Consider the following 22,876-nt stretch of genomic DNA (forward strand, 5'->3'; position numbering starts at 1 on the left):
TCAACTCGTCAGCATGGCGTAGACATCGCCGGAATTGGCGGAATGAGGCAGGTCGCGCAGGAAGCCGCCGATCGCCTCCGCGCTCGCTGGCTCGGCGAGTTCGAGGCTCTGGCTTTCGCCGAGCGCGACATTGAAGCGATAAGGCCCAAGCGTATCCAGCAGCGCCAGGCAAGCCTCCGCGACGTCGCGCTGGATCGTCGTGAACTCGAAGGAGATCACCGGCACGGCCTTGGTCAGCCCCGCCAGCACATGCGCCTCGAAGCCCTCGACATCGATCTTGATGAGCGCCGGCAGGCCCTGGCGCCAGATCAGCTTGTCGAGCGTCGTGCAGGGAACCGTGATCTCATGGTCCCAGACCTGCCCTTCCCAGCCACCAGCCCCTTGCGCAGCGCCGACGAAAGCCGGCGAGGCTGTCGAGACCGTTGGGTTGGCGCTGTTGATCTGCAGCGTCACCGCTCCTTCATTGTCGCCGCAGGCGGCCTCGATCAGCGTCACCAGCGGGTCGCGGCCATGAATCAGGCGGATCGCGCGCGCCGGCCCCGGCTGCGGCTCCAGCGCCACGACGCGCGCGCCCAGCCGGCGAAACGAGGAGACCCGGTCCCCGACATGCGCGCCGATGTCGAAGGCGAGATCGCCCGGTTTGAGGAAGCGCGCATAAAGCGCGTCCATCGCGGCATTGCGCGCAGGATCGCCGTGATAGACCCGCAAGGAACGCGAAACCGCCTTGGCCATGCCCTTGCGATAGGCGCTCGCGCTCATCGCGACGCCTCATTCGCGACCGCCGGGAGATTTGCGATCGCCGGGAGATTTGCAATTGCTAAGAGCTCGACCGGCGGGTCGAAATCCTCAGGGATCCCGCAAAGCCCGCTCTGCGCGAACCATCTCCCCAGTGCGGGCAAGGCCGTCAGCATGGCAAAGGGGATCGCCAGCACATAGCCCGCGGTCAGCGGCAGCGACCAGAGCAGCACGGTCGGCGAGAGCGCCATCAGCGCGCCGAAGATGTAGAGGCCAAATAGCAGATGCGGCCACAAGCCGGCGAAGGCCGTGGCAAAGGACAAGGCATGCGCATCGCGCGACTGGCCGTTCCAGCCGATCCTGGCGCGCCCGAAGGCCAAGCCGACCATGAACAGCGTCGTCCGGAAGGTCGAGACCGCGCCTTGCAGGAAGGCGAAGACGATCTCGATCAGCGCCGAGGCAATGAAGCGCCCGGTGCCGCCATAGCGCCGGGTGCCGCCCCTGGTCAGCAGGATGTCGATGAAGCCTGCAAGCTTCGGCGACAGATACATCGCGAAGAACAGCACATAAAGGGAGGCGGCCAGGCCCGCGGGATAGCCCGCTATGCCGGCATCCTCGATGACCTTCACCGGCACGAGCGCGATCATCAGTGTCCAGGCCGGTAGCCCCAGGAACATCAGGATCGCCCAGACCAGTTGGAAGCGGCTCATCGGCTTCAAGCCGGGTAAGTCGAGCAATTTGAGATATTGCAGATTGCCAAGGCACCAGCGCAGGTCGCGCTTGGCGAATTCGAGCATGGTCGGCGGGTTTTCCTCCCAGCTCCCCATTTCCTGCGGCAAGACGCGGACCTCGTAGCCGGCGCGGCGCATCAGCGTCGCCTCGACCTGATCATGGCTCATCACCATCCCGCTGAGCGGCCCTTCGCCGGGCAGGACCGGCAGATGGCATTCATCGCGGAAGGGAGCGATCCGCACCATGGCGTTATGGCCCCAGAACGGACCGCAATCGCCGATCCACCAGGCCGAGCCCATGGTGTAGGGCCGCATGCCCTGGCGCATGCCGAACTGGAAGATACGGGCAAAGGCCGACCTGCTCGGCATGCCCACGACCAAGCTTTGCAGAATGCCGAGCTTGGGATGCGCCTGCATCATCCGCGCCAGCTTCACGATCGCGTCACCCGACATGACGCTGTCGGCGTCGAGCGGCAGCATGACCTCGTAGCGATCGCCCCAGCGCTCGCAAAAATCCCTGACATTGCCCGCCTTGAAGCCGGCATTGTCGGTGCGGCGGCGATAGGTGAGGCGCGCTGTCGCGCCGATCTCGCTCGCCCATTGCGCCGCGAGCCGGTCTTCCGCCACCGCGACCGCGGCATCGCTCGTATCCGAGAGCACGAAATAGTCGAACCAGGCGCCTTCGCCCGTCGCCTCGACGCTGTCCTTGACCACGCGCAGCCGGCGGAAGGCGCGTTCCGGATCCTCATTGCGCAAGGTCATCAGGATGGCGGTGCGGATCGCGATTGGCGTCGCGGCCTCGCCGTCGGCAGCGAAGGGCGCGACCTGGTCGAGCCCGTCATCGGCGCCATGCAGGAGCCACAGGCCGATCAGCGCATTCCAGAAACCGAGCACCGTCCAGGGCGCGCCGAACAGGAAGGCGACGAAGATGACCACATCCGTGACCGTCCAGCCCCCAGTCCCAAGCACACGCCCCAGCCCCAGCAGCAACACACCGAGCGTGACGATGTTCAGCGTCAGCACGAGCCAGCGCCGGGCGCTCAGCGTCGCCGTCGCCTGTACGCCCGCTGGCGTCAGGCCGCGCAAGCTCTCGGCCTCTTGCGCCGCCGACTGGAACGTGGTCGGAGCGGGGCGCTGGTTCATGGCGGTCTCTGTCATGATATCAGTCGAAAGGCCTGCGGTCGGTAAAGGCTTGCGGTAAAGGCTTGGTCGGGAACAGGGATCGGCTCGATATGGCGAAGGAGCTAAAGCCGGCAACCGTAGCGAGCGCAAGCGCGAAGGCGACCGCTCTCTGGTATATCTCGCCGCGTGAATGCGCCCTGAACGCCGACGCTTTTCCCGAGGCCGGCCCGCAAGATTGTCGCATCCATACGCTCTGGAGCGGCATCAGTCGCGGCACGGAGCGTCTTGTCCTTGAGGGCCGCGTGCCGGCCTGCGAATATGAGCGCATGCGTGCCCCTTTCCAGGATGGGGAATTCCCCTTTCCGGTGAAGTACGGCTACTGCGCGGTGGGCCAGGTGGATGCAGGCCCGCCCGGCATGCTCGGCAAGACTGTCTTCTGCCTGCATCCGCACCAGGACCATTTCACCGCGCCCAGCGACCGATTGACGATCGTGCCCGAGAATGTGCCGGCGCGCCGGGCCGTACTCACCGCCAATATGGAAACCGCGCTCAACGCGCATTGGGATGCGGGCTCCGGCCCCGGTGACAGGATCGTCGTGGTCGGCGGCGGCGTGCTCGGGCTGCTGGTCGCGTGGCTGGCGGCCCGGCTGCCGGGCGCGGAGGTGACGCTGGTCGATATCGATGCCCACCGCGCCGCGCTTGCCGCCACGCTCGGCTTCGGCTTTGCTCTGCCAGCGGATGCGCCCGTCGACGCCGATCTCGTCTTTCATGCCAGCGGCTCGGGCGCGGGGCTGGCGACTGCGATCAATGCCGCCGGCTTCGAGGCGCGTATCGTCGAATTGAGCTGGTATGGCGAGGGCGCCGTCCCCGTTTCGCTGGGCGGCGCGTTTCATTCCAAGCGCCTGCAATTGATCTCATCGCAGGTCGGACAGGTCGCGCCGTCGCGCCGTCCCCGCTGGAGTTATGCGCGCCGCAGCCAAGCCGCGATGGCGCTTCTCAGCGACGACCGCTTGGATGCGCTGATCACGCAGGAGATCGCCTTCGCGGATGCGCCCGTGCTGCTTCCAGGCGTCCTTGCCTCCGATTGGCCGGGGCTGACTGCCGTGCTGCGCTATTGACCTGACCCCGCAGCTTTGGCCAAGACAGGCCTCTCAGCCGGCAAGAGCAGGATGCGAAAAAGTGGGAACCGGTTTTTCGCATTGATCCTGCTCTCGCTTTTTGACGAGAGCCGCCTTGCAGGAGCCGTGCCCATGTTTTCCGTCGAAGTCCGCGACCGCATCATGATCGGCCATTCGCTGCCCGATCCGTTCTTCGGCCCGGCCCGGAACATGCACGGCGCGACCTTTATCGTGGATGTAGCCTTCTTCCGCGAGCGACTGACGCGGCACAATGTCGTCGTCGACATCGGAGCCGCGCTCGAGGTGCTGAACAGGACGCTGAAGCCGCTGAACTACCAAAATCTCGACGCGCTGCCGCAATTTGCGGGCGTGCTGACCACGACCGAATTCCTCTGCAAGCACATCTTCGACGCAATGGCGCAAGCCGCGGCATCCGGCGCGCTCGGCGAGGACGGAGCCGGCCTTTCCCGCATCAAGGTGACGCTGCACGAGACCGATCTGGCGCGCGCTAGCTATGAGGGCGCGCTCGCGTGAGCGGCATCGTTCTCGCCGTACCCGGCGACATCGATCTGCCGACCGGCGGCTATGGCTATGACCGCCGGCTGCTCGCCGAATGGCGCGAGATGGGCATCGCGGCGCGCCACCTCGCCCTCCCCTCCTCCTTCCCGAACCCGACGCCTGGTGACCTCGCCGAGACCGGGCGATTGATCCTGTCGCAGCCCTTCGATACCGCCCTGCTGATCGACGGCCTGGCCTATGGCGCCTTCCCCGAGAGCATCGCCGCGGGCCTCGCCGGCCGCGTCGTCGCGCTCGTCCATCACCCGCTCGGGCTGGAGACCGGGCTCAGTCCAGAGCGGGCGAGTGCGCTGCTGGCGGGCGAAGCCGCCGCCTTGCGCCATGCCAGCGCCGTCATCGCGACCAGCCCGGCGACTAAACGCATCCTGGTCGCCGATTTCGGCCTCGCCGAGAACAGGATCACCGTCGCGCCGCCCGGCGTTGATCGCGCGCCCCGCGCCAGCGGCAGCCGCGACGGCGGCCCGCTTGCCCTGCTCGCCGTCGGCTCGCTCGTCCCGCGCAAGGGATACGACGTGCTCGTCGCCGCCCTTGCCGATCTCAAGGACCGGAACTGGCAGCTGACGATCATCGGCGCGGCCGACCGCGCACCCGATACGGCCCGCGCACTCCAAGCCCAGATCGAGGCGGTCGGGCTCGAGGACCGCATCTTTCTGGCCGGAGCCGTGGATGCGAGTACTTTGGCCGAGGCCTACGACAAAGCCGACCTTTTCGTCATGCCTTCCCTGTTTGAGGGCTACGGCATGGTTCTGACCGAGGCGCTGGCACGCGCTCTGCCGATCCTGTGCACGACCGGCGGAGCAGCCGCCGAGACCGCGCCGAATGCCGCCGCGCTCAAGGTTCCGCCCGGCGATATCGCTGCCTTCACTGAGGTGCTAGGCAAGCTCATCGACGATCGTGCGCTTCGCGAAGGCATGGCGAATGCGGCCTGGGCGGCGGCTGACGATTTACCGCGCTGGCGCGACACCGCGACAATCGTCGCGCAAACCTGCCGGAAGGTGATGTGATGGGTGGTTTCTCCCCCGAATGGCTGGCGCTGCGCGAGCCGGCCGACCATGCGGCGCGCAATCCTGAATTGCTCGCAGCCGTCGGCGCGCATTTTTCGCCCAAGACCTCGATTTCGATCGTCGATCTCGGCTGCGGCGCCGGCTCCAATCTGCGCGGCGCCTTCTCCGCCTTGCCCGCGCGCCAGCACTGGACGCTGGTGGATTTCGACCAGCGCCTGCTCGACGCCGCGCGTGAAACGCTCGGGCTCTGGGCCGACGAGGCGCGCGAACAAGGCGAGGAACTCGTCCTCGCCAAGGGCGGCAAGTCGATCACGGTCGATTTCCGCCAGGCCGACCTGATGAAGGACCTGGAATGGGTTCTCGGCTGGCAGCCCGATCTCGTCACCGCCGCCGCCCTGTTCGACCTGACCTCGAAACGCTGGATCGAGCGCTTCGTCGCGGCGCTCGCGAGCCAGCGCCTGCCGCTCTACACCGTGCTGACCTATGATGGGCGCGAGAAATGGCAGCCACCCCATGAGGCCGACGCCAGGATGCTCGCCGCCTTCGCGCATCACCAGCGCACCGACAAGGGCTTCGGCCCGGCGGTCGGCCCCGACGCCACGGAGATCATGGCGGAAGCCTTCCGCAAATCCGGCTTCGCGGTCTCGACCGGCGATAGCGCCTGGACCATCGATGCGGGGCAGCGCGACCTAGCCAAGGCCCTGACACAAGGCATCGCCGCTGCCGTTCTGGAGACTGGCCATGTCGAGGCCGGCATCGTCGCGGACTGGCTCGGCGCCCGCACGACAGAGGCGGCCTCCGGCCAGATCGGGCACAATGATCTCTGGGCGCGCCCGGTCTGAAGCCCCTAGATCACGTTTTTTGCATTCGGACGGCATCGTCCGAATGCAAAAAACGTGATCGATTCCTGGAGTTTAGAGCATTGCTCCCGCGAAAACCGGTACCCACTTTTTCGCGCAATGCTCTACCGCAGCCCAGGCAGCATCCGGCGCAGGACCCCGTCCTTGCGGATCAGATGGTGGTAAAGCGCGGCCGCGATATGCGCGCCGACGAGCAACGCCGTCAGGATGGCGAGCTTGCTATGGACGCGCAGCACATTCTCCGCCAGCGGCTGGTCGGGCGCCGCCAGTCGCGGCAGGTCGAACAGGCCGAAGAGCGTCAGCGACGGATAGAGCGAGACACCGATCCAGCCGAGCAGCGGTACGATCAACAGCAGCCCGTAGAGCAGCCAGTGCACCAGATGCGAAGCCGCCTTCTGCCACCAGAGCAGGCTGGGCTCGTCAGGCGGAGCGCCACGCAGCAGCCGGTAGGCCAGCCGCCCGGCAACGAGCCAGATCAGCAGGAAGCCGATCAGCTTATGCGCGCTGAACAGGGCATCGGTCAGCCCGTCCCAGATATCCAGCGTATTGCCGCGATAGCTCATCGCGAAACCGAGCGGCAGCATGACGAGCACGGCCGCAGCCGTAGCCCAATGGAAATGGCGCGCGGCTGCACTATATGTGGGCGGTGGCGCAGCCATGGTCGCGAACAGGTCGTGATCTTGCGTCATGCAACTCTCCGGGCCGGGTCGATGCCTTCGCATTCATCTCATGTTCAACGTCGCAACCCTATACGCAACGTCATTGGTGACGTCATGGGCAACGTCATGAGATTGAATGGCTGCGGGGTCGGGCGAAGAGATAATGCCGGCGGCGGGAACCCCCATCGCAGTCGGCGGGTTTGGTGAGACGGCCATGCGGTCGCATCCATATCGACCTTTCGCCCGTAGAAGCTACACTTCACTGCCGATCACCGGCGCAATCTGACGGATACAATCCCGATGCCCAAGTCGCGTACGCTCTTCGGACGCCCGCATGAGACGAGCCTGGTGGCCGTCGATCGCGCGATCTCGGAATTCCGCGCCGGCCGCCCCGTGCTGCTGCGCGCCGGCGAGCGTCTGGCCTTGGCCCTCTCCGCCGAACTTGCCGACGCCGTGCTGGTCCAGCGCCTCGACGAGCTCGCGAAAGGCCATGCCCATCTCGTCCTGAGCGCCGCCCGGCTACGCCGCCTGGGCGCGAAGGGCCGCAGTGAAACCGGCGTGCTCGCAATGCCCCGGATCGATCTGGACCGCATCGAGACGCTCGCCCTCAAGACCGACGGCAAGGTCGATGCGCCCGTCGCTCCCGCCTCCGAGGTCGACAATGTCGCGCTCGAGCTCGCCCGCCTGGCGCTTGTGCTGCCGGCTGTCATCCTCGTGCCGGTCAGCACCGAGGCCGTTTCCGGCGAGCCGTTGATCGAGGTTTCGGTCGAGGCCGTGAACGCCTATCGCGCCGCGCAGGCCGCCTCGCTCACCATCGTCGGCCGCGCGCCCGTTCCACTGGAGGGCGCTCCCGAAACCGAATTCGTCGTGTTCCGCGGGGGCGAAGGCCTGCGCGATCAGGTCGCAATCATCGTCGGCGAGCCCGACCTCGCCGAGGCGGTCCCTGTGCGGCTGCATTCGGCCTGCCTGACCGGCGACTTGTTCGGCTCGCTGAAATGCGATTGCGGCGACCAACTCCGCGAAACCGTCCAGTGGATGGCGCAGAACGATGGCGGCATCCTGCTCTATCTCGACCAGGAGGGCCGCGGGAACGGCATCTCCAACAAGATGCGCGCCTACAAGCTGCAGAGCCAGGGCTGGGACACCTATGACGCCGATGAGGTCCTCGGCTTCGACCTCGACCAGCGCCATTACGATTTCGCGGCGACGATGCTGAAGCAGCTCGGCGTGACCCGGGTCACCGCCCTGACCAACAACCCGCTCAAGGTCGGCGCCATCAAGGCGGCGGGGCTCGAGGTCGCAGCGACCCAGCGCGTGCTCGGCCGCCCCAATATCCACAATGTCCGCTATCTCGCCTCGAAGCGCGATCGTGCCGGCCACATCATCGACATGGACGCGCTGATGGCGCGGGCCGCGCCGAAGGATTGATCGCGGCCGTAACTCCGGGCAGAGTCGACCGATGTCCGAGCCCGCGCTCGACCATACCTCGCTTCCCCGCGCACGCTGGCCGCTCGCCAGCGTGTTTTGCATCGTGGCGCTGGCCTGGTTTGCCTTGTCCTGGCCATGGCTCTCGGGCGCAGTCACGATCCCCTGGGACGCCAAGGCGCATTTTCACCCGCAGCTCCAGTTCCTGGCGAGCGCCTGGCACAAGGGGCTCTCGCCGTTCTGGACGCCTTATGTCTTTTCCGGTTCGCCGCAGGTCGCCGACCCGCAATCGCTGATCTTCTCGCCCTCCTTCGCCCTGATCGCGGCGCTGAACCCGACGCCCGATTTCCGCTGGAGCGACGGCGCCGTGCTCGGCACGCTGCTAGCCGGCGCATTCGCCATCGTCCTGCTCTTCCGGGACCGCGACTGGCACCCGGCAGGCGCGGTCGTCGCCGCACTCGCCTTCGCCTTCGGCGCCTCGGCAGCCTGGCGCATCCAGCATGTCGGGCAGGTGCTGAGCCTCGGCTATTTCGCGATCACGCTGCTGCTGGTCGCGCGTGCGCTGGAACGCGGTTCGGCGCTTTACGGTTTCGCGGCGGGCGTCATGGCCGGCTTCATGGTGCTGGGGCGCGACCAGGTCGCGCTGATCGGCGTCTATGTGCTGGTCGGACTCGTCGTCGCAGCGATCGCCATGGCGCGCCATCCCGGGCGGGCGCTGCGCGCGAGCCTGTGGCCACTCATGGCCGGCGTCCTCGGCGCCACCCTGGTCGCGACCGTGCCGATCCTGCTCACCGCCTTCTTCGCCCAGGAATCCAACCGGCCTGAGATCGATCTGATCGGGGCGGGCAAGGGCTCGCTGCATCCAGCCGCGCTGCTCACAGCCCTTTTCGCCAATCTCTACGGCGCAGCCGGCCCGCTGGAGAATTTCTGGGGCGCGCCGAGCCCGGCCTTCGAGGCGCGCTTCGGCCCGCTCGATCTCTATCTCGCGCGCAATATGAGCCAGCTCTATCTCGGCCTCCTGCCGATGCTGCTGATCCTCACCGTGGGAATCGTGCGCGGGGCGCTGCTGCGGCGCGAAATCATCGCGCTGAGCGCAGCCGCCGCGATCGTGCTGATCTATGCACTCGGCCGCTACACGCCGGGCTTCCGCCTGCTGTTCGAACTGCCCGGCGTCGATTTCTACCGGCGGCCGGCCGATGCGCTTTTCATTCTCGGCGCGCTTCTCGCGCTGCTCGGCGGCTACCTCACCCATCTCGTCATGACCGACACTGCGCCGCGCCCCCGGCCCTGGCACTATGCCATCGAGGCCGCGATTGTCCTTGGGGCACTTGGCCTGGCACTCTGGCTTGCCTGGACGGTCGGCCGGCTGCCCGTCGCGGCGGTGCCACTGCTCACCGCGCTGCTCTGCGCCGTGCTCAGCCTGGGCGCGCTGGTTGCGGCGCGCGGATTGAGCCTGCGCGGCTCGGGGCTGGCGGCGGCGATCGTGCTGGCCGCGACGCTGACCGTCGATCTCTCCGTCAATAACGGCCCCAGCGAATCGACCGCCCTGCCCTCGCAGAGCTATGAGGTGCTGCGCGCCGACAGCAAGAACGAGACGATCGCCCTGCTCAAGCGCGAGACCGCCCGCACCGCCGCACCCGACCGACGCGACCGCATCGAGCTCGCCGGCATCGGCTTTCACTGGCCCAATGCCAGCCTCGTGCACGAGCTCGACAACACGCTGGGCTACAACCCGCTCAGGCTTGGCCTCTACAGCAAGGCGACCGGGGCCGAGGATCATGTCGCCCTGCCCGAGCAGCGCCAATTTTCCCCGCTGATGCCGGGCTATCGCTCGCTGCTCGCCGACATGCTGGGCCTGCGCTTCATCGCGACCGGCGTTCCCGTCGAGCAGATCGACAAGCGCCTGAAGCCCGGCGACCTCACCCAGATCGCCCGGACCAAGGACGCTTATGTCTATGAGAACCCGCGCGCGCTACCGCGCGTGCTGCTCGTCACCCAGGCGCAGAAGGCCGATTTCGACGTGATCCTGACGAGCGGGCAATGGCCGCAGGGCTTCGATCCGAAGACGAGCGTGCTGCTCGACCGCGCCCCGCCGCCCGTCCCGACCGGCCCGGCCCAGCCCGGCTCGGTCATCATCACCGATTACGGCACCACCGAGGTGTCGCTGAGGGTCGATGCGCCGCGCGGCGGCTTCGTCGTGCTCAACGATGTCTGGCATCATTGGTGGCAGGTCGAGATCGACGGCAAGCCGGCCGAATTGCTGCGCGCCAATGTCCTGTTCCGCGCCGTCGCGGTGCCGCCCGGCCGCTCGACGGTGCGCTTCGTATTCAGGCCGTTCGAAGGGCTGTTCGAGGATATCGGCAAGCGGCTGAAGGCAGCGCGGAGCGCAGAGCGGCTGGGATAGGCTCCTGCACCACCGTGCGCCCTATTGGCAAGCGCTATGCTCAATGTACATTTGAGACCCGCAGTCGAGAATACAAATGCCAACGAGAGCCGAGCTTATTGAACGAGCTTCAAAGCTACCGCTGCTCGACGCAGCCTTCTTGCTCTGGATATACAAATTCGAAATTGATCAAGAAGAAAATTCTGACCTCCCGCGCGCAAAGCAAGTCGTCAACAACGAACGCGACTTTATTCGCGTTGCGTCAAAAATCGCTGCACAAATATTTTTTGAACGCCGGAACGCTCATTTCGGGCTAACATTTGATAGAACTAAGACATCCCATCCGGAAGAGAGCGCAGAAAATATACGATATGCGATACAGAGGGCGGTTAAATTTGATTCGGAATGCGTCGGATTCTTCGAATATTCCGACAATCTTTCGAACGACGTAGATCGAGCAATTAAATTAGCATCTCAGAATAATCCTGGTTTTTTAGAAGCCACACATTCACTGGCACATGGAAAATTGATACAAAACATGCGCTAAGAGCGGCTAGAGCGACGGCAAAGCTGGTCAATTGATTTAATTTCCTATTGTATCTAATTATCCTTCTTACCGTCGCGACCGGCAGTGTCGGCAACCCCGCAAGCACAGCATCCGGCCCGGCGGGATCAACCTCTGCACTCCGCACCTTCTCGTCGCGATGGATGCCTCCGGTTGCTCGACGGTGCGCTTCGTATTCAGGCCGTTCGAAGGTCTGTTCGAAGATATCGGCAAGCGGCTGCGCGCGGAGCGGACAAAGCTACAGGGGTGAAGCGAGGCTCCATGCCCCTCCCCGAAGCGCCCTCCTTCCTGGAACTGCTGCAGCGGGCCTATCAGGCCGAACCGCTCGCCTCACCATAACGATTGCGCTTCGCGTTCAGGCCTGCTCGAAGGCGGGCTGGCAGTCTCGTCGCGGGGACGAGCCGATACACCGTCTCCTGCCAGCTTCGGCCGCACGCTCGTGGCAGAAGGCCCGCCCCGGAAAGAACGACTGCGAGAGCATGATGACTTCGGCACCCTCGCCGCAGGGCGGCAGAAAGGCGACGCGCCGCGAATGGCTTGGCCTGATCGCGATCGCCCTGCCCTGCATGATCTACTCGATGGATCTGACGGTGCTGAACCTTGCAGTGCCGACGCTGACACGCGAGCTGAAGCCCAGCGCGAGCCAGCTCCTCTGGATCATCGACATTTACGGCTTCATGGTCGCGGGCTTCCTGATGACCATGGGTACGCTCGGCGACCGCATCGGCCGCCGCCGTTTGCTGATGCTCGGCGCGGCGTTCTTCGGCCTGGCCTCAACCATCGCCGCCTTCTCGAACAGTGTCGAGATGCTGATCACGATGCGCGCCGTGCTCGGCATCGCCGGCGCAACGCTGGCCCCCTCCACCCTCTCGCTCATCGCCGTGATGTTCACCGACGAGAAGGAACGGACCTTCGCGATATCGATGTGGATCGCGAGTTTCTCCGCCGGGGCCATCATCGGCCCAGTCGTCGGCGGTTTGCTGATCGAGTATTTCTGGTGGGGCTCGGTGTTCCTCATCGCCGTGCCACCGATGCTCCTGCTGCTGGTCATCGGCCCCGTTCTGCTGCCGGAATACCGGGCGCCGAATGCCGGACGCATCGATATCCTCAGCGCGCTGCTCTCGCTGGCAGCGGTGCTCGGGCTGATCTACGGCATCAAGCACTGGGCCGAGTTCGGCTTCGGGCCGCTGGCCGCGGTGGCGATCCTGGCGGGGCTTAGCCTCGCCTGGGTCTTCCTGCGGCGACAGGCTGGGCTGGCCGACCCGATGATCGAGCTCGCCATGTTCCGCATCCCCGCCTTCAGCGCTGCGCTGGCGATCAACCTCGCCAGCATCCTGTTCATGTTCGGCAGCTTCATCTTCCTGGCGCAGTATTTCCAGCTCGTCGCCGGCCTGACGCCGCTGCAGGCCGGCCTCTGGTCCTTGCCCTCGGCGATAGCCTTCACGCTCGCCTCCTTCGTGACGCCCGCGCTCGCCGCCCGCTGCAAACCCGCGACGCTGATGGCAAGCGGCCTGGCAGTCTCCGCGCTTGGCTTCATCTGGCTCGTCTTCGCGCCCGATCTCGTCCAGATCGTCGCGGCATCGGTGGTCTTCTCGGTCGGCTTCACGCCTGTGATCACCCTGACAACCGGAATCGTCGTCGGATCCGCGCCCCCGGAACGGACGGGCGCGGCCTCCGCCATGTCGGAGACCAGCGCGGAGCTCGGCGGCGCGCTCGGTATCGCCGTGCTCGGCAGCCTTGGCGCCGCGCTCTATCGCAGCCGCATGACGGATATAGCGGTGACCGGCGTCAGTGCAGACGCACTCGCCCCGGCGCGGGCGACGCTGGGCGGGGCGCTCGCCCTCGCGGCCAAACTCACCCCCGATCAAGCGGGACCGATTCTGGCGCAGGCGAGCGCGGCCTTCATGGCCGGCTTCCACGCATCGGCCATCCTGTCGGTCGCTGGCATGCTGTTCTGCATCGCCGTCACGCTGACGGTGCTGCGCGACGCCCATCCGGGAGAGCCGCACTAAAACGCACCAGGCTCAACCCAGCGCGCCCATCGCTGCCCTTGGCTGGACAGGCAGTCCGGCGAGCACCTTGGCAAGGCCGGCCGGGTCGACTTCGCCACCACGCATCGCCTCGTCGCGATGGATGCCTCCGGCGATGAACAGGCTGTCGAAGCCCATCATGCGCGCCCCGGCAAGATCGGTACGCACCGCATCGCCGATGACGAGCACCTTGGCGGGATCGACCGCACGACCGCCGCGCGCTGCGCGGGCGGCTTCCAGCGCGAGGTCATAGGCCGGCCGGTGCGGCTTGCCGGCCCAGGCGACCTTGCCGCCGAGCTCCTCATAGATCGTCGCCAGTGCCCCGGCGCAGGGCAGCAGGTCATGGCCGACATGGACGACGAGATCGGGATTGCCGCAGATGAAGGGCACGCCGCGCGCGGCAAAGCGCGCGAGCTGCGGGCGGTACTGCTCCGGCGTCTCGGTACGGTAATCATTGAGCTCGGTGGCGACGACGAGATCGGCCTCCTCCTCCCCGACCAGGACGATGTCGGCATCTTCGAAAATCGAGCGGTCGTCATGCCAGCCGATATGGAAGACCTTATGGTGATGGCTCCCAGCGATCAGCGCCTTCGTCACGTCGCCCGAGGTGACCAACCGGTCCCAGGCCTGGCGCGGCACGCGCTTCTTGTCGAGCACGCCGGCGACCTGTTGCGAAGGGCCCGGCGCATTCGAGAGCAGCACCACCGCCCCGCCCGCCTCGCGGAAGCGGATCAAGGCGTCGCAGGCCGGCTGCAGCGCCCAGACGCCGTCATGAACTACGCCCCAGACATCGCTGATCAGCACATCGTAGCGGGCGAGCAGCGCGCCCGCCTCGGTCAGAACCGGAACGCCCATCACTGTGCAGCCTTCGCCTCGAGCGCCATCCGCGCTTCGACATCGGCCCGACGGGGTAGCGGCGCGACTGCACCATAGCCCTGCGTCGAGAGCGCAGCGGCGACATTGGCGTAAGCCCCGGCCGCGAAGGCGTCGCCGGTGCGGATATATTCCGACAGGAAAGCGCCGTCATAGCAATCGCCTGCTCCGGTCGCGTCGATGGCATCGACCTTGATCGGCACCAAACGCTCGCGCCGGACAGGCGTCGCCACCAGCGAGCCCTCATGGCCGAGCGTCAGCGCCACCACCCGTGCGCCGAGACCAAGATAGAAATCGACGATGGCGTCGGGAGAATTCAGGCCCGTGAGCTGGATCGCATCGTCCAGCCCCGGCAGCACGATGTCGGACATCGCACAGGCGGCGTGGATGATCGCGCGCGCCCGCGTCAACGGCCAGAGCTTGAGGCGCAGATTGGTGTCGTACGCGGTCAGCACGCCAGCCTCGCGCGCGGTCGCGAAGGCCTCGAACACCGCATCGCAGGCGCTCGCCGAGATCGCCTGGCTGATGCCGGAGGCCTGGACGATGCGCGCGGAGCGGATCAGGTCGCGCGGCAGGTCGCGCGGCCCGTAGAGGCTCGCGGCGGAGCCCGCCCGCAGATAGGAGAAGACATGGCCGCTTGGCCCATGGTCGACGAAATAAAGCCCGGTCGGCGCGCTTGGATGCGTCGAGACATGGCGATCATCTACGCCCTCGCGCTGCCACAGACCGCGCAGGGAGCGGCCGGCGCTGTCGTCGCCGAGCGCGCCCGCATAGGCGACCGAAGCGCCCTGGCGGGCCGCTGCGACGGCGCAGTTGGAGGTGTCGCCGCCATGGCCGAACTGGAAGGCGCCAGGCTCGCCGCGAGTCGCGTTGAACTCGCCCAGCGGTTCGCCGATGCAAAGCAGATCGATCTTGGGTTCGGTCACGGCAGAAACCATTTCGGACAGGGGTCTTGCAGGGATGCGCGGGCGCGCTTTCCTAGAGCAGGATGCGAAAAAGGGGAAACCGGTTTTTTGCGTTGATCCTGCTCTCACTCTTTGGTGCGAGCCGCGGACCGAGAAGCAGAAGCCTGTTTTTCGAAGCCAGACCTGACGAAGCCATGCCGGCTCCGGCGCCGGATCTATTCGGCGGCTTCCTGCTTCTGCCGCCTGGTCTTCAAGCGCCCAGTGACCTTCATGATGTCGCTCCGGAGCGCGGTCTTGCCGCCGGTCGGCACGGCGGCGGATGCGACCGGCGCGGCCGGTTTCGCGTCCTCGCGCTTCGGGACGCCGCGTTCGGTCCGCGCCTGCATCAGCGCGCCCTGCAAGGTCTGGATCTCGGCATGCAGCGTCTCGAGGCGCTGCTCGCGCTCACGCAAATACCCGCGCAAGGTCTCATTTTCCTGCTTGAGCTTATGGTCCGCGCCGAGCCTCGCGACCTTCACCTCCTCGGCGAGCTGCTCGGCCGCCTCACGCGCCTGCATCTGCAAAGCGAGCGCCTCGGCCTCCTGCTTCAGCAAACCTTGGATGCGGCGGGTCTCGACTGCGGCCGCAGCGCTCGCAGCATCCGCCGCCGCCAGCCCGGCTTCAGCTTGAGCCGCGCGCGTAGACAAAGTGTCGGCGCGCAGCCTTTCGCTGTCGCGATCAACCGTCATCGCCGAGAGCGCGGTCCTGGCCACAGCGAGCCCCTGCTCGGCAGCCGCAAGACGGCTCGACAGCTCGACGGATTGGCCTTCCAGCACCAGCATTTGCGTCTGATGCTTGAGCTGCGAGGCTTGCAGCACGTCGCTCTGCGCTCGCAGCGCGGCGAGTTCCGCATCGCGCTCGCTCAGCAGCGCCTGAACCCGGCCCAGGGTGGCGCGCTCCTGGTCGAGCTCGGCGCCGCGCGCAGATAGATCGGCGCTAGTGCCGGTCAGCGCCATGCGCGACTCAGCGAGGCTGCGTTCGAGGGCGGCGAGGTCCGCGACGCGCTTGTCCAGCAGCTTGCCCGTCTCCACATGGCTCGCGGTCTCGGCGGCGAAACTGCCTTGCGTCTCCACGAGCTTGCCGCGCGTCGCGGTCAGATCCGCCTCAAGATCGGCGATCCGCGCCTCACCGGCGCGCAGATCGCGTTCGAGCTGGCTGATCGTCATATCGCGCCGGCCGATATCCTGCATCGCCGCCGCCTTGGCGGCAAAGCCTCGCTCGGCCTGCTGCTCCAGCCCCCGCGCGCGCAGGGCGAGTTCCGCCCGCAAATGGTCGCGGTCGGCAGCGATCTCGGCAAGCGACAGAGGAAACGCCGCCTCGGCCCGCTTGCGCGCCAGCCTGTCGGCGCGGCGCGCCAAAGCCGGGACCACCGCCAACGCCAAAAGCGTCGCCGACAGAAAGCCGAGCATCACGAGCATGACGGCTTCGATCAAGGCTTGCCGCTCCGCATCTGGACATGATCAGACGCGTGAAACTGCCACGCCAGCCGCATCATGACCAGCGCTTCGGCAGAACCCTCTCAGCAGAACCTTCTCAGAAAGGGTTCCAGGTCGCCTGGGGCGTGAACTTCAGGTAGCCGAGATTGACGCCCAGCCGCCAACCAATGCCCGTACGGATCGGCACCAGCGTCACGTTCTCGGCCGCCATGGCAGTGAAGCCGAAGCCGCCGATGAAATAGGCCGAGCCGTCGACGCCGACGAAACGCTGGTAGAGCGCCTCGACCGCCGGCAGGTTATAGACCAGCATCATCGTGCGGGCGCCCTCGCCGCCAAAATCGAAGCCGACGGACGGCCCTTGCCAGAACACCTTGCGGTCGCCGGCATTGCGGGTGAACAGCGTACCCTCGCCATAGCGCAACCCGCCGACGAAGGCGCCCGAGGCCTCCTGGCCCAGCACATAGCCATTGGGCTCGCCCCAGCGCCGCACAGCCTCTTCGATCGTCAAGGCAAGGCCGCGCGAGACGTTTCCGAAGAATTGATGACCAGAGGTGACGAGCTCGTTTTGCGAGAATGACCGGCTCTGGCTGTAGTTCTGCTGAGCGAGGGCGGGAGCGGACTGCATCGCCAGACCGGCGCTCGCGAGCGCGAGCCCCCCGGCGACGAAGCTGCGGCGTGTCTTTATCATCGAGATAATCTCCGGGCTGGGCGCCAGTTCGTGAATTCAAACCGACCGGAAGACCGTGGAGCTCGCAGTGCAGTCGACTGCAGATCCGTGTCGATCCCCCTGTCGGAGGGGAGCTCTGGACCGCGCAGAAACGCGCGGTTTTCGAACGCGAAGCATGACACCGCGCAAATACGCACCATTTCGGTAACGGGTTTGATACCTCGCAAGTGTATCCAACCCGTGAAGATTCCGGCGCGCTACGGCTCACCGAAGAACTGACATCCAAAGGATTTGACGCGATGAAGGCCGTAACATGGCAGCGCTGGATTTCGATTGCGGTCGGCGCGCTCGTGCTTGCCATTGCGGTCCAGCCGGTCCTGGCCACGCAGCCGCTCGCCTCCGCGCCAATCCTTGCCTCCGCGCAAAGCCTTTCCTCCGAGGATTCGGTCATGCCCGGCCTGCCCTCGGGCCTGCCGCAGCTGCCGCGCCTGGGCGAGACGATGCAGCGCGACACGCGCTCGGGCTTCGCCCTCCACGGCTATGACCCCGTCGCCTATCAACTGCTGGCGCGCGCGACGCCGGGCCTCCCGGACTACGAGCTCGTCCATGGCGGCGCGGTCTGGCGCTTCGCCTCCGCCGCCAATCGCGAGGCGTTCCGCGACGCGCCCGACGTCTATGAGCCGGCCTTCGCCGGCTTCGACGCGACGGGCGTCGCCGATGGCAGGGCGGTCGAAAGCGATCCGCACCTGTTCGCCGTGATCGATTCGCGGCTTTACCTGTTCCGGACCGGGGAAAACCGCCGGCGCTTCCTCAACAACGCCGCACTGTGCCAGCTCGCCGAAGCGCAGTGGAGGGATGTCTACGGGACCATCGCACGGTAATTAATTCCGCCGCTCCCAATCAGCCGCGGGAGCCGTCCGCCGCGGAGATTGCGCGACGTGCGAGCACTTCGCTGCTGGCCGCAACGAAGGGCGGATTGCGGAATTGACGCTCGCTTGCGCCATAGCGCGGCAAGTCCCCATTCAGCATCAGCACGCTGCCTCCCGCGGCCTTCAGGATCGCGTCTCCGGCCGCGATGTCCCATTCCATCGTCTGGCCGGCGCGGACATGCAGATCGGCCTCGCCCGAGGCAATGAGCCCGAACTTGACCGCCGACGACATCGGCATCGTAATGCGCGATCCCATAGCCACCGCGACCCTGTCGCTGAGCTCGTCGCCATGGAAGCGGCTGACCAGGGTGACCGGCCCATCGGGCGGAAGCGACCGGACATGAATGCGCTCGGGCTCGCCCAGCGCCGCCCCATCCGATGCCAGGCGCTGCGCGAAGGCGCCCTCCCCGGCGAACCAGAGCCGCCCGAGCTGCGGGGCCGCGATCGCGCCCGCGACCGGCCGTCCATCACGGATGATCGCGATCGCCACGCAATAGCTGTCGCCATCGGCCAGAAACTCGCGCGTGCCGTCCAGCGGATCGAGCAGGATGAAGACCGGAGCGGGCGCGACGGCGTCGGCGCTTTCCTCGCTGATCACCGGGAAGCCCGGCAGCAGGCGCGCGAGCGCGCTCTTGGCGGTGTGGTCGGCAGCGAGATCGGCCGAGCAGACCGGCGACCCGTCGGCTTTGACCTTGACGTCGCGCGCCATGCGCATCGTCAGCAGCACCGCCGCGCTCAGGCGCGCGGCTTCCGCGAGCCGGCGCGCCAGATCGTTGCAGTCGCAAAGGCGGGGGTCGTCCTGGCCGATCATCGTCCCGAGCGCCCCTTCGACAAGAAAATCAGGGTTAACCACATGCAAACCAAGATGGCACCATATCTTTGTATGAATGGCGCCGCTTTACACCGCGCGCTCCGCACCGTCGATCGCAGGACACCAAGCCATGACCGCCATTTCGCTCGAGCCGCTAGACCTGGCCGCGCTCCTCTGCAGCCGCGTCTGCCATGACGTGATCAGCCCGGTCGGCGCCATTGTCAACGCGCTGGAGGTCTTGGAGGAAGACGATCCCTCCATGCGTGATTTCGCGCTGGACCTGATCAAGAAGAGCGCCCGAAGCGCCTCGGCGCGCTTGCAATTCGCCCGCCTCGCCTTCGGAGCGGCGGGTTCCGCCGGCGCGATGATCGACCTCGGCGACGCCGGCAATGTCGCCAACGGCTTCCTCAACGATGACAAGCTCTCGCTCGACTGGGAGGCGCCGCGCGCCTTGCTGCCGAAGAACCAGGTCAAGCTGCTCCTCAACCTGCTCATTCTGGCGACCCATGCAGTGCCGCGCGGCGGCAAACTGGTCTCCCGCGCCACGATCGACGGCGAGCAGGGCCGCTTCGTCATTACCGCCACGGGCTCGCATGCGCGCATTCCCAACCATGTCGAGGATCTGATCGCGGGCCATTCCGAGACCGGCACGATCGACGCCCATGCCGTCCAGCCGCTCTATACCGGCATGGTCGCCCGTGCGGCGGGTATGACGATCAGCTTCACCATCGAGGCCGACACGGTGAGCATCACTGCGCAGAAGGCTGATTGAGCGCCGAATCATTGCGCTGCGGGTTCGATCGAAACAGATCATAAACCCTTCTCCTGCTTAGATCGCCCGGTAATATTGCGTGGGTGATGGTCTTCGGCATGGATGATCTGCTGCAAGAGTTCCTGAGCGAGACCGGCGAGAACATCGACACGGTCGATCGGGAACTCGTACGCTTCGAGCAGGAGCCGAACAACCGCGAGATCCTGCGCAATATCTTCCGCCTGGTGCATACGGTGAAAGGCACTTGCGGCTTCATCGGCCTGCCCCGGCTGGAAGCGCTGACTCATGCGGCCGAGTCGGTGATCGGCCAGTTCCGGGATGGGGCCACCGTCAGCGCGATCGCCGTCACCGCCATTCTCGAAACCATCGACTGCATCAAGGAGATTCTCGCCGAGCTCGCCGAGAAGGGCCAAGAGCCCGTCGGCAATGACGAGGTGCTGATCACGGAACTCTTGGCTCTGGCCGACCAGGCGAAAGCCGAATTGCAGCACCTGCCGCCGGAGAACGGCGAGCCGAGTGACCCGGTCGCCGCTTATCTCACCCGCCATGGCTCGCATCTGAGCGAGGACGAGCTCGATCTCGTCTTCCGCAGCGCGCCAGGGCCGGAGCGCGGCCCGAACGGACGCATCGAAATGCCGGCCACGGCGAAGGCGGCGGACGAGGCAGCGCCGCGCGAGATCCGGCCCGGCGGCTCCGCGACGCTGCGCGTCAGTGTCGACACCATCGAGCATCTGATGACGATGGTGTCGGAGCTCGTTTTGACCCGCAACCAGCTTCTGGAGATATCCCGCAAGCAGGAGGATGTCGGCCTCAAGGCGCCGCTGCAGCGGCTCTCACTGATCACGGCGGAGCTGCAGGACGGCGTCATGAAGACGCGCATGCAGCCGATCGGCAACGCCTGGTCGAAGCTGCCGCGCATCGTACGCGATCTCGGCGCTGAACTTGGCAAGCGTATCGAACTGGTGATGGAGGGCACCGACACCGAGCTCGACCGCCAGATCCTCGACCTGATCAAGGATCCGCTCACCCATATGGTCCGCAACTGCGCCGACCATGCCATCGAATCGCGGGAAGAGCGGCTGGCGGCGGGCAAGCCCGAACACGGCACCATCCGTCTTGCCGCCTATCACGAGGGCGGCTCGGTGACGATCGCGATCTCCGATGACGGGCGCGGCCTCGACATCGCGCGCATCCGGCGCAAGGCCCTGCAGCAGGGCCTCGCTCAGGAGGCCGAGCTCGAGCGCATGAGCGATGCGCAGATCAGCCGCTTCATCTTCCACCCCGGCTTCTCGACGGCGGAAAGCGTGACCGCGGTCTCGGGCCGCGGCGTCGGCATGGACGTCGTCAAGGTCAATGTCGATGCCATCGGCGGCATCATCGACGTCGCCAGCACGGCCGGCGTCGGCACCACCATCACCATCAAGATCCCGCTGACGCTGGCGATCGTCTCCGCCCTCATCGTCGTGGCCGGCAAGCAGCGCTTCGCCATTCCGCAGATCGTGGTGCGCGAGCTCGTCCGGGTGAAGGCGGGCGCGGACCATCGCGTCGAGCAGATCAACGGCGCACCGGTGCTGCGCCTGCGCGACCGCCTGCTGCCGATCATCGCCCTGTCCGCTTTGATGGGGGCAGCCGGCGCGCCGACCGATGACGGCTTCATCGTGGTGACGCAGATCGGCGAGCGCCAGTTCGGAATCCTGGTCGACGGCGTTTTCCACACCGAGGAAATCGTCGTCAAACCGATGTCGACGAAACTGCGGCATATTCCGCTGTTCTCCGGAAACACCATCCTCGGCGATGGCGCCGTGGTGCTGATCGTCGATCCCAACGGCATCGCCCGGCTCGTCGGCGCGGCCGCGTCCGTCGATGCACTGCGTGTCGAGACGCCGGCGCAAGCCCAGTCGCCCGCCGCCGAGAAGACGACGATGCTGGTGTTCCGCGCCGGGCTCGAAGGCGTCAAGGCGGTGCCGCTCTCGCTGGTGACCCGGCTCGAGGAGGTCGACGCCAGCGAATTCCAGCATAGCGGCGGCCGCGTCCTCCTGCATTATCGCAATCGGCTGATGCCGATCATTCCGGTCGGCGAGGCCGCGATCCGCGCAGAGGGACTGCAGCCGCTCGTCATCATCTCCGACGGAGAACTGATCCTCGGGCTCGCGGTCGATGCCATCGTCGACATCGTCGATGAGGTGCTCGATGTCGAGATCGCTTCGATGATCGACCGCGGCGTGATCGGCTCGGCCATCATTCGCGGCCGCGCCACCGACATCCTCGACCTCGCCCACTACCTGCCGAAGGACGACCCGGGCTGGCTGAGCGGCCGACGCTCCGAAGCGCAGCCGATCGATGCCGCGCAGATCCTGCTGGTCGAGCCCTCCGACTTCCTGCGCGAGATGCTGAGCCCCGTGTTGAAAGCCTCGGGGCGGCAGATCGCCTTCGCCTCCGATTTCGAGACCGCTACGCGGCTGGCCGCGCATGAGGCGATGACCTGCGTGCTGATCGACCTCGACCGCACCCCAGACGCCGCCTTCACCTTCGCCGCGGCGCTGCGCGCCTCCGAAAGCGGCGATAGCCTCCGGATCCTCGGCCTGACCTCGCTTGCCACCCCGGAATTGCATATGCGCGCGGCGCAAGTGCGGCTCGACGAGATCATCGCCAAATTCGATCGCCGCGCCTTGCTAAGCGAGCTGGCGGAACGCAAATCCGGCATGAGGCAGGCCGCATGAGCAAGCACGAAGCCAATGCGCCCGCAGCCACCTCGGCGGCTGCAGCTTTCGGCGAATCGCTCGACTATGTCACCGTTACCGTCGGGGAGCAGCTGCTTGGGCTGCCGATCGGACGCGTCCACGACGTCTTCATCGCCAACCACGTCACGACCGTCCCGCGCGCTCCCTCCGAGATCGTCGGCCTGCTGAACCTACGCGGGCGTGTCGTCACCGCCATTTGCCTGCGCCGGCGTCTCGGCCATCCAGTCGCGGCCACCACACGCTATGACGAAGCCTGCGAACTCGTCGCGGTCGGCATCGACCTCGGCGGCGAGGCCTATGCGCTCATCGTCGACGCGGTCGGAGAGGTGATGCGCCTCGACCAGTCGACCTTCGAACCCGTTCCCGTGCATCTCGATGCCAGTTGGGCCGCGCTTGCGGCCGGCGTGCATCGTCTCGACGAGCGTCTTCTCGTCGTCCTCGATGTTGATGCCGTCCTGAAGCTTGATTTGCCGGTGGCCGCCTGAGGCGTCGCCC

At 66.4% G+C, this 22,876-nt stretch carries 20 protein-coding genes; 12 read left to right on the forward strand and 8 right to left on the reverse strand.

What is annotated here, in order from left to right; genetic code table 11:
- Together BMZ97_RS08055 and mdoH are read right to left on the reverse strand one after the other, a co-directional pair.
- Positions 1-759 (reverse strand): FkbM family methyltransferase, encoded by a 759-nt coding sequence (locus BMZ97_RS08055; RefSeq protein ID WP_210188222.1) that lies wholly within the window; start codon positions 757-759, stop codon positions 1-3.
- Complete coding sequence (gene mdoH / locus BMZ97_RS08060; protein ID WP_244546300.1) at positions 756-2,624, reverse strand: glucans biosynthesis glucosyltransferase MdoH; 1,869 nt, start codon at positions 2,622-2,624, stop codon at positions 756-758. The genes BMZ97_RS08055 and mdoH overlap by 4 nt, the downstream gene beginning before the upstream one ends.
- Positions 2,625-2,698: 74 nt before the next feature.
- Here mdoH and BMZ97_RS08065 point away from each other — a divergent pair, with 74 nt between their 5' ends.
- The 4 genes from BMZ97_RS08065 to BMZ97_RS08080 all read left to right on the forward strand — a co-directional run bounded on the left by BMZ97_RS08065 (position 2,699) and on the right by BMZ97_RS08080 (position 6,128).
- Positions 2,699-3,706, forward strand: coding sequence for a zinc-dependent alcohol dehydrogenase (locus BMZ97_RS08065; RefSeq protein ID WP_092168768.1), 1,008 nt, complete (start codon positions 2,699-2,701; stop codon positions 3,704-3,706).
- A 132-nt stretch (positions 3,707-3,838) separates the two neighbouring features.
- Complete coding sequence (locus tag BMZ97_RS08070; RefSeq protein ID WP_092167351.1) at positions 3,839-4,240, forward strand: 6-pyruvoyl trahydropterin synthase family protein; 402 nt, start codon at positions 3,839-3,841, stop codon at positions 4,238-4,240.
- A complete protein-coding gene (locus BMZ97_RS08075; RefSeq protein WP_092167353.1) occupies positions 4,237-5,286 on the forward strand; it encodes a glycosyltransferase family 4 protein in 1,050 nt (349 codons plus the stop codon). The genes BMZ97_RS08070 and BMZ97_RS08075 overlap by 4 nt, the downstream gene beginning before the upstream one ends.
- Positions 5,286-6,128: a class I SAM-dependent methyltransferase gene (locus BMZ97_RS08080; protein ID WP_092167355.1), complete on the forward strand. Its 843-nt coding sequence runs from the start codon at positions 5,286-5,288 to the stop codon at positions 6,126-6,128. The genes BMZ97_RS08075 and BMZ97_RS08080 overlap by 1 nt, the downstream gene beginning before the upstream one ends.
- A gap of 122 nt (positions 6,129-6,250) precedes the next feature.
- Here the strand turns inward: BMZ97_RS08080 and BMZ97_RS08085 are convergent, their stop codons facing one another.
- Positions 6,251-6,835: a cytochrome b gene (locus tag BMZ97_RS08085; protein ID WP_244546301.1), complete on the reverse strand. Its 585-nt coding sequence runs from the start codon at positions 6,833-6,835 to the stop codon at positions 6,251-6,253.
- A gap of 270 nt (positions 6,836-7,105) precedes the next feature.
- Between BMZ97_RS08085 and ribA the strand changes: the two genes are divergently transcribed.
- The 4 genes from ribA (at position 7,106) to BMZ97_RS08100 (ending at position 13,190) form a co-directional block, all read left to right on the forward strand.
- Positions 7,106-8,233: a GTP cyclohydrolase II RibA gene (gene ribA / locus BMZ97_RS08090; RefSeq protein ID WP_092167356.1), complete on the forward strand. Its 1,128-nt coding sequence runs from the start codon at positions 7,106-7,108 to the stop codon at positions 8,231-8,233.
- A 31-nt stretch (positions 8,234-8,264) separates the two neighbouring features.
- The gene (locus tag BMZ97_RS08095) at positions 8,265-10,634 is read left to right on the forward strand and encodes a glycosyltransferase family protein (RefSeq protein ID WP_092167358.1); all 2,370 of its coding nucleotides are present in this window, start codon (positions 8,265-8,267) and stop codon (positions 10,632-10,634) included.
- Positions 10,635-10,710: 76 nt separating this feature from the next.
- Positions 10,711-11,160: a hypothetical protein gene (locus BMZ97_RS30650; protein WP_139221175.1), complete on the forward strand. Its 450-nt coding sequence runs from the start codon at positions 10,711-10,713 to the stop codon at positions 11,158-11,160.
- Positions 11,161-11,660: 500 nt separating this feature from the next.
- Positions 11,661-13,190, forward strand: coding sequence for an MFS transporter (locus tag BMZ97_RS08100; protein WP_092168774.1), 1,530 nt, complete (start codon positions 11,661-11,663; stop codon positions 13,188-13,190).
- Between the two features lie 12 nt (positions 13,191-13,202).
- On the opposite strand, the gene BMZ97_RS08105 is transcribed toward BMZ97_RS08100, so the two are convergent.
- The 4 genes from BMZ97_RS08105 to BMZ97_RS08120 all read right to left on the reverse strand — a co-directional run bounded on the left by BMZ97_RS08105 (position 13,203) and on the right by BMZ97_RS08120 (position 17,086).
- Complete coding sequence (locus tag BMZ97_RS08105) at positions 13,203-14,063, reverse strand: TIGR01459 family HAD-type hydrolase (RefSeq protein WP_092167359.1); 861 nt, start codon at positions 14,061-14,063, stop codon at positions 13,203-13,205.
- Complete coding sequence (locus BMZ97_RS08110) at positions 14,063-15,007, reverse strand: sugar kinase (protein WP_244546302.1); 945 nt, start codon at positions 15,005-15,007, stop codon at positions 14,063-14,065. Before BMZ97_RS08110 ends, BMZ97_RS08105 begins: the two co-directional genes overlap by 1 nt.
- A 194-nt stretch (positions 15,008-15,201) precedes the next feature.
- Entirely contained in the window at positions 15,202-16,458 is a 1,257-nt protein-coding gene (locus BMZ97_RS08115; protein ID WP_092167362.1) for a coiled-coil domain-containing protein, read from the reverse strand.
- Positions 16,459-16,558: 100 nt separating this feature from the next.
- A complete protein-coding gene (locus tag BMZ97_RS08120) occupies positions 16,559-17,086 on the reverse strand; it encodes a DUF1134 domain-containing protein (protein WP_244546352.1) in 528 nt (175 codons plus the stop codon).
- Between the two features lie 341 nt (positions 17,087-17,427).
- On the opposite strand from BMZ97_RS08120, the gene BMZ97_RS08125 reads away from it, so the two are divergent.
- Positions 17,428-18,009, forward strand: coding sequence for a YHS domain-containing (seleno)protein (locus BMZ97_RS08125; protein WP_092167365.1), 582 nt, complete (start codon positions 17,428-17,430; stop codon positions 18,007-18,009).
- A gap of 19 nt (positions 18,010-18,028) precedes the next feature.
- Here the strand turns inward: BMZ97_RS08125 and BMZ97_RS08130 are convergent, their stop codons facing one another.
- Positions 18,029-18,868 carry a 3'(2'),5'-bisphosphate nucleotidase CysQ family protein gene (locus BMZ97_RS08130; RefSeq protein ID WP_092167367.1) on the reverse strand — a complete coding sequence of 280 codons (840 nt, stop codon included), beginning with the start codon at positions 18,866-18,868 and terminating at the stop codon, positions 18,029-18,031.
- A gap of 130 nt (positions 18,869-18,998) precedes the next feature.
- On the opposite strand from BMZ97_RS08130, the gene BMZ97_RS08135 reads away from it, so the two are divergent.
- The 3 genes from BMZ97_RS08135 (at position 18,999) to BMZ97_RS08145 (ending at position 22,866) form a co-directional block, all read left to right on the forward strand.
- Complete coding sequence (locus BMZ97_RS08135) at positions 18,999-19,640, forward strand: histidine phosphotransferase ChpT (RefSeq protein ID WP_092167368.1); 642 nt, start codon at positions 18,999-19,001, stop codon at positions 19,638-19,640.
- A gap of 98 nt (positions 19,641-19,738) precedes the next feature.
- Positions 19,739-22,360: a hybrid sensor histidine kinase/response regulator gene (locus BMZ97_RS08140; RefSeq protein WP_092168777.1), complete on the forward strand. Its 2,622-nt coding sequence runs from the start codon at positions 19,739-19,741 to the stop codon at positions 22,358-22,360.
- Entirely contained in the window at positions 22,357-22,866 is a 510-nt protein-coding gene (locus BMZ97_RS08145; RefSeq protein WP_092167370.1) for a chemotaxis protein CheW, read from the forward strand. Before BMZ97_RS08140 ends, BMZ97_RS08145 begins: the two co-directional genes overlap by 4 nt.
- Positions 22,867-22,876 lie beyond the last annotated feature (10 nt).

The organism is Allobosea sp. OK403 (assembly GCF_900113835.1).
Classification (GTDB): Bacteria; Pseudomonadota; Alphaproteobacteria; order Rhizobiales; family Beijerinckiaceae; genus Allobosea.